The following is a 6,278-nucleotide window of genomic DNA, read 5'->3' as shown; positions in this document are numbered from 1 at the left end:
ACCATTGCTGGTCTAATTACTTTGTCATTCAATTTATAACCTTTTTGGAAGGTTTCTATTATCGATCCGGATTCTACTTCATCAGATTTTTCCATCAATACTGCATGATGTAAATTTGCATCAAATACAGCTCCATCTGATTCTATTTCCTCTAGACCTTCAGCTTGTAAGATTTCAAGAAATTCTTTTCTTACCAAACTTACACCTTGTGTAAATGAATCATCTTCTTTCGATTCAGCTAAGGCCCTATCCAAATTGTCTAATACTGATAAAAGTTTTCCTACTAGTTTTTCAGAAGCAAACTTATATATATCAGATTTTTCCTTTTCCGTTCTCCTTCTAAAGTTTTCAAAATCAGCTTGTAATCTAATGTAGGAATCTTTCACCTTATCTAATTCTGAAATAACTTCATCTTGCTCCTGAGATTCTTCTTTTTCTTCAGTCTCTTCTTTTATCTCTTCATTTTCTAGATTTTCTGTTTCTTTATTTTCCTGTAACTCTTCTTCTAAATTCTCTTTTTCCTTTTTCGCCATAGCTACCTTCTTTCTATATGTCCATTTATATACCTATTTATCAGTGTTAAATCTGCTAAAACCTTATCATAAGTCATACTATTAGGTCCCAAGATACCAATCTTACCCTTGACTCCTTTACCATTTGAAAAAGTCATGGTAATTATAGAAAATTCTTTGAATTCTTCTATACCTATCTCTTCACCTATGTAAACTTGAAGATCTGAATCCATATTTGCTGATAATATTCCCATCAAGGAATTGTCAGTTTTCAGATAATTTATTAAGTCTAAATTATTTTCTATACTATCCTTATTATAGGTATAAATATTATCAAGACCTTCGTATAAAACTTTATCTTCTGAATGGAAGCTGGTTGTCTTTTCTATAACCGGAATAATTTCATCTAAAACTGTATGTTGTCTTCTTAAAACTTCATAAGTTGTAGAATGTAATTCTTCCAAGATTTCACTTCTCTTCTTATTTATAAGGCTTGAATTTAACAGACTATTTACTAAATCTAAAGTATGTCTATCAATCGGTTGTTTTAATCTGATACTGTCTGAAATAACTTCCTTAGAATTATATATGTAAATGATCACTAATTCTTTAGGACTCAAATATACTATATTGATATATTTCAAATATACGTCTGTCATCTCTGGTAATAAAGCCAAAGCTGTATATCCACTTATATCAGCCAGCATTTTGATAGCATTTCCTATAATAGTATCTAAAGCTTCTGATTGACTCATGTTAGACATATCATAGATACTTACTGGTCTATGTTTTATAGGTATTTTATTTGTAAGAATCGCATCAACATATTGTCTATACGCCTCATTTGAAGGTATACGACCTGACGATGTATGCAATTTTTCCAAATAACCTAATTCTTCTAAGTCGGCCATCTCGTTTCTAATAGTTGCTGCCGAAACTCCAATTTCTGGTAGTTTTGACAAAGCCCTAGAACCGACCGGCTCTTTAGAGTCTATATATGACTTTATAATTGTATTTAATATTTTTATTTTTCTTTCATCCATATATATCCTCCTTTTATCACTCTTCTATCTCAAGTGCTAATACTAGTATAGAGTATCTTTTAGCACTTGTCAAGTCTAAGTGCTAACTTTTTTTGTTTTAAAAATAAAAAGCGATCAAACACTGATAATATCTTGCTTTATCAGATTTAACCGCTCTAAAATTATATTATATTTGTGTAAAATTCGTTGGAGTAGTACAAACCTTCGTCTGTAAATTTAATTATATCATCCGATATTTCTATAAGATTATCATTCAAATATTTATTAATTATATCCTTATATTTCTCTTTAAAATCTATAGCAAACCTATTTTTAAATTCTTTTAAATCCAAACCTTCATTCATAGTCATCTTATTAATTATATAATAGACAGACTTTTCTTCGTCAGTCAATAAGTCTTTTTCCTGATAGGCCAATTCATTCAATCTTAATTTCCTAAAGTAATCTTCAAATTCAAAAGAATTCGTGTATAAAACATTATCAATAAAGCCACTTGCTCCCATACCTATACCCAGGTATTCATCAAGATTCCAGTACTTTTTGTTGTGATAAGACTGGTATCCTTTTTTGCAGTAATGGTTTAATTCATAATGCTCATATCCTATAGATAGTAGTTTCTTAGATATAAACTCCGCACTTTCTTCTACATTTATACCTGTAACCTCTATCCTTGATTCCATATTGTCTTCTGTTAATATAATATCCTCCTCGGATTTAGCCGAGTAAAAAGAAACATGCGGCACTTGCAACTTGTTGATATATGAAATGTCAGTTTCAATATCCTTAAAAGTTTCTTCTGGATAAGCAAAGAACATATCTAGGTTAATATTTTGTATCTTAAACTTTCTAATCACTTTAATAATATGGATGATATCTTCCTTACTATGAAGCAAATCTAAATTATCCAGGCCTTTTTGTAAAAAAGTAAAGGCTTTTATTGAAAACCTATTTATACCATGCTCAACATATCTTTGTATTCTTATCTCTGGTATTTGCGGATCTACTTCTATAGTCTTTTCACATTCTGGTCTTACATTATATTTCTCATAAATATAGTCTAGTAAATCAGTGATATAATCTGTGTTTACAGAAGATGGATCACCACCTCCTAGGTAGATAGAGTCAATAAGGTAGTCATCTTTCATCCTTAAATCTAACTCTTTTCTCAAGTACTTGAAATAATCTCTTATATAAAAATCTTTATTAAAATAGGATAAAACAGCCCTATGGTTGTGTTTATATATCCTGAATGGTATATGAATGTATAAACCAATATTTTTCATCTAATCTTCCTATTATTCACCTTCGTCATATTTCAATACAGCTAAGAATGCATCTTGTGGCACTTGAACCCTACCAACGGATCTCATACGTTTCTTACCTTCTTTTTGTTTTTCGAGAAGCTTTCTCTTTCTAGAAATATCACCACCGTAACATTTAGCAATAACGTCTTTTCTATTTGCAGAAACTGTTTCTCTAGCTATTATCTTAGCACCAATAGCTGCTTGAATAGGTATAGAGAACATATGCTTTGGTATTTCTTCTTTTAACTTGCTTGAAATTTTTCTTCCTCTTTCGTAGGCCTTATCTTCATGAACTATTAGTGATAAGGCGTCTACAGGTTCTCCATTTAATAATATATCTAACCTTACAAGGTCTGACCTTTGGTACTTGTAGAAGTCGTAATCTAAGGATGCATATCCCCTAGTTTTTGATTTTAAAGCATCAAAGAAGTCATATATTACCTCGTTTAAAGGAAGAATGTATTTTATTTGAACCAAGTTCTTATCTAGGTATTCCATAGTTTCAAATACCCCTCTTTTTTCTTGGCATAATTCCATAACTTGACCAATATAAGCTTCTGGAGTCATGATAGAGGCTTTTACTAAAGGTTCTTCTACAAAATCTATCAGGGTTTGGTCTGGGTAATCAGTTGGGTTTTGCACCTCTATCACCTTACCGTCCTTCAGATGTATCCTATATATAACTGAAGGAGCTGTTGCTATAATGTCTAGACCAAATTCCCTATCTAATCTTTCTTGAATGATTTCCATGTGTAATAGACCTAGGAAACCAGTTCTAAAACCATAACCTAGGGCTGCAGATGTTTCCGGTTCAAATTCTAAGGCAGCATCGTTAACCTTAAGTTTTTCTAAAGCATCCCTTATATCATTGTAAGATTCACCCTCTGCCGGATATAATCCTGAATAAACCATTGGCAAAGCTTTTTGATAACCTGGCAGGGGCTCTGCTGCAGGATTGTCGGCAGAGGTAATGGTATCACCAACTCTTGCTTGCTTGATATCCTTGATTGAAGCAACTACGTAACCTACGTCACCAGCGGTTATTTCATCAGTTTTAAATTCCCCCCTCATGGAATAACCCACTTCAGTAACTTCAAACTTAGAACCTGTTGACATCATCTTTATTTCTTGCCCAGGATAGATCTTTCCTTCTTTTACTCTTACATACATGACAACTCCCCTATAGGTGTCATAGTAGGAGTCAAAGATAAGAGCTTGAAGAGGATTGTCATCCCTACCTTTAGGAGCAGGTATTTCTTTTACTATAGCTTCTAAAACATCTCTAATATTTATACCTTCTTTAGCAGATATAGCAGGTGCTTCACTAGCTTCTAAAGCTAATACATCTTCGATTTCCATCCTAATTTCATCTACTCTTGCTGAAGGTAGGTCAATCTTATTTATAACTGGCACTATTTCCAAGTTTTGATTCATAGCTAAATATGTATTTGCAAGAGTTTGAGCCTCAATCCCCTGACTTGCATCTACTATCAACAAAGCGCCTTCACAAGCAGCCAAAGACCTAGACACCTCATAGTTAAAGTCAACGTGCCCTGGGGTATCTATTAGGTTTAGCATGTATCTTTCACCATCTAAGGCATCGTAAAATATTTTTACAGCCTTTAATTTAATTGTAATTCCTCTTTCTTTTTCAAGATCCATACTGTCCAATAACCTGTCACTCATCTCCCTTTGGGTTACAGAGCCAGTTTCTTCAATCAACCTATCAGCTAGGGTTGATTTCCCATGGTCTATATGGGCAATTATTGAAAAATTTCTTATATTTTCTTTTTTAATATCCATAATCACCTTTCAAAAAATACTTATCACTTTAACTTTCTTATAACCTTACCTTGTATAGATTTTATATTAATTGGACCAAAAGCCCTTGAATCTACTGAAGTTTTCTTGTACCTATTATCACCTAAGACAAAGAATTCATCATCCTTCAAAATCCACTTATTTACGTCATAAGCCTGAGTGGCATCTCCTCTAGTGTAATCTTCTGTCTTTTCTATACCATTTATAATTAACCTGCTATTTACAATTTCAACTACATCACCTGGCAAAGCAACAATTCTTTTTAAGTAATATTTATTATCATTTCCCTTGAAGTAAACTAAATCATCTACATTTATATCATCTTTATTTACACCAATCTTCTTTACTAATAACCTGTCTCCATCAAAAAGAGTCCTTTGCATGGAGTCACCATCAACAGTCACAACTGTAAATAAAAAGGAATTTATAAGCATTACAATAAATATAGCTAATAGGAATAAAAAGATTATTAATTTAATCAAATTTCTATTTTTTTGCTTTTGCCTATTCTTCCTATGCCTTAACTTTCTTTCTACACTTCTGTCCACTATTTTAACACTCCGAAACTATTGAATGGAAAATATCTAAATCTTACAGTTCCTTTTATAGAATTCACATGTACAGGTCCAAAAACTCTAGAATCAGTAGATCCACCTGGTTGCCTATTGTCTCCTAGTACAAAATACTCATCCTCATTTAATTTCCATTCAAAACCATTAATGGTATCTGTGTAATCCCCGGTGATATAGTCTTCTTCATAAAGTTCACCATTAATATAGACCTTGCCATCTATGATTTGAATATTTTCACCAGGCAAGCCGATTATTCTCTTAACATAATCTTGATTTCTATCATATCTTAAAACGACTATATTACCTCTTTTTAATGGACTTATCTTCATAGATATTTTATTAAGAATAATCCTGTCGTCATTCTCAAGAGTATGTATCATGGACTCACCCTGGACTCTTGTAGGCTGAAATAGAAAAACTCTAATTATAAGAGCTATTACAACCGCTATTAAAATCGATTTTGTCCACTCCCATATAGGATTTGGTTTTTTATTTATCTGGTCTAAACTTTCTTCAATAAGTATTTCACTATCTCTATTCATGTCTTTGTCCTATCTTTCGTAATTTTCTTATTTTTTTCATTAATAAACCTATTATAACATTTTTAAGATTATTTTTATAGGCAGCTTTTATTTTTTCTTGCTTTTTAAAAAGTCTTCTGGTATACTTAATGATGTTATTTAAGACTATTTTATAGGAGGTATGCAATGGCAAATATTAAGTCAGCTATTAAAAGAATAGATGTTACTAAAAGACAAACAGCTGAAAACAAATCAAAGAAAAGCGAATTAAAAACATTAGTAAAGAAATTTGATAAGGCTGTTGAAGAAGAAAGACTAGAAGATGCACAAGAATTATTAAAAACTTTAGATAAAAAGCTAAAGAAAGCTGTATCTAAAAATGTAATTCATGAAAACAAAGCTTCAAGAGATTTAAGCAAATTAGCAAGCAAATTAAACAAAGCTCAAGCTTAATAAATATAGCTAGAAATCTAAACCCTCCATCCAGAATCTGGAAGGAGGGTTT

General features: G+C 31.7%; 7 protein-coding genes. 1 reads left to right on the top strand and 6 read right to left on the bottom strand.

Annotated elements, in window-relative coordinates:
* The 6 genes from grpE to lepB (Q0U66_RS01740) all read right to left on the bottom strand — a co-directional run.
* Nucleotides 1-533, bottom strand: a 533-nt coding sequence (grpE, locus tag Q0U66_RS01765) for a nucleotide exchange factor GrpE (RefSeq protein ID WP_297376859.1), incomplete at its 3' end; no start/stop codon positions are given.
* 2 nt (nt 534-535) lie between these two features.
* On the bottom strand, nt 536-1,555 hold the full coding sequence (gene hrcA / locus Q0U66_RS01760) for a heat-inducible transcriptional repressor HrcA (RefSeq protein WP_297376857.1): 1,020 nt from the start codon (nt 1,553-1,555) through the stop codon (nt 536-538).
* Nucleotides 1,556-1,716: 161 nt separating this feature from the next.
* Nucleotides 1,717-2,838, bottom strand: coding sequence for a hypothetical protein (locus Q0U66_RS01755; RefSeq protein ID WP_297376855.1), 1,122 nt, complete (start codon nt 2,836-2,838; stop codon nt 1,717-1,719).
* Nucleotides 2,839-2,850: 12 nt separating this feature from the next.
* The gene (gene lepA, locus Q0U66_RS01750; RefSeq protein WP_297376853.1) at nt 2,851-4,662 is read right to left on the bottom strand and encodes a translation elongation factor 4; all 1,812 of its coding nucleotides are present in this window, start codon (nt 4,660-4,662) and stop codon (nt 2,851-2,853) included.
* Nucleotides 4,663-4,685: 23 nt separating this feature from the next.
* The gene (lepB, locus tag Q0U66_RS01745; RefSeq protein WP_297376851.1) at nt 4,686-5,228 is read right to left on the bottom strand and encodes a signal peptidase I; all 543 of its coding nucleotides are present in this window, start codon (nt 5,226-5,228) and stop codon (nt 4,686-4,688) included.
* Nucleotides 5,228-5,794: a signal peptidase I gene (gene lepB / locus Q0U66_RS01740; RefSeq protein WP_297376849.1), complete on the bottom strand. Its 567-nt coding sequence runs from the start codon at nt 5,792-5,794 to the stop codon at nt 5,228-5,230. The genes lepB (Q0U66_RS01745) and lepB (Q0U66_RS01740) overlap by 1 nt, the downstream gene beginning before the upstream one ends.
* 165 nt (nt 5,795-5,959) lie before the next feature.
* On the opposite strand from lepB (Q0U66_RS01740), the gene rpsT reads away from it, so the two are divergent.
* Nucleotides 5,960-6,226 carry a 30S ribosomal protein S20 gene (gene rpsT / locus Q0U66_RS01735; RefSeq protein WP_103981307.1) on the top strand — a complete coding sequence of 89 codons (267 nt, stop codon included), beginning with the start codon at nt 5,960-5,962 and terminating at the stop codon, nt 6,224-6,226.
* The last annotated feature ends 52 nt before the right edge of the window (nt 6,227-6,278 follow it).

This window comes from uncultured Helcococcus sp. (assembly GCF_946998255.1).
Taxonomy (GTDB): Bacteria; Bacillota; Clostridia; order Tissierellales; family Peptoniphilaceae; genus Helcococcus.
Note: the sequence above shows the minus strand (reverse complement) of the source record. Positions and strands in the feature narration are given on the sequence as shown.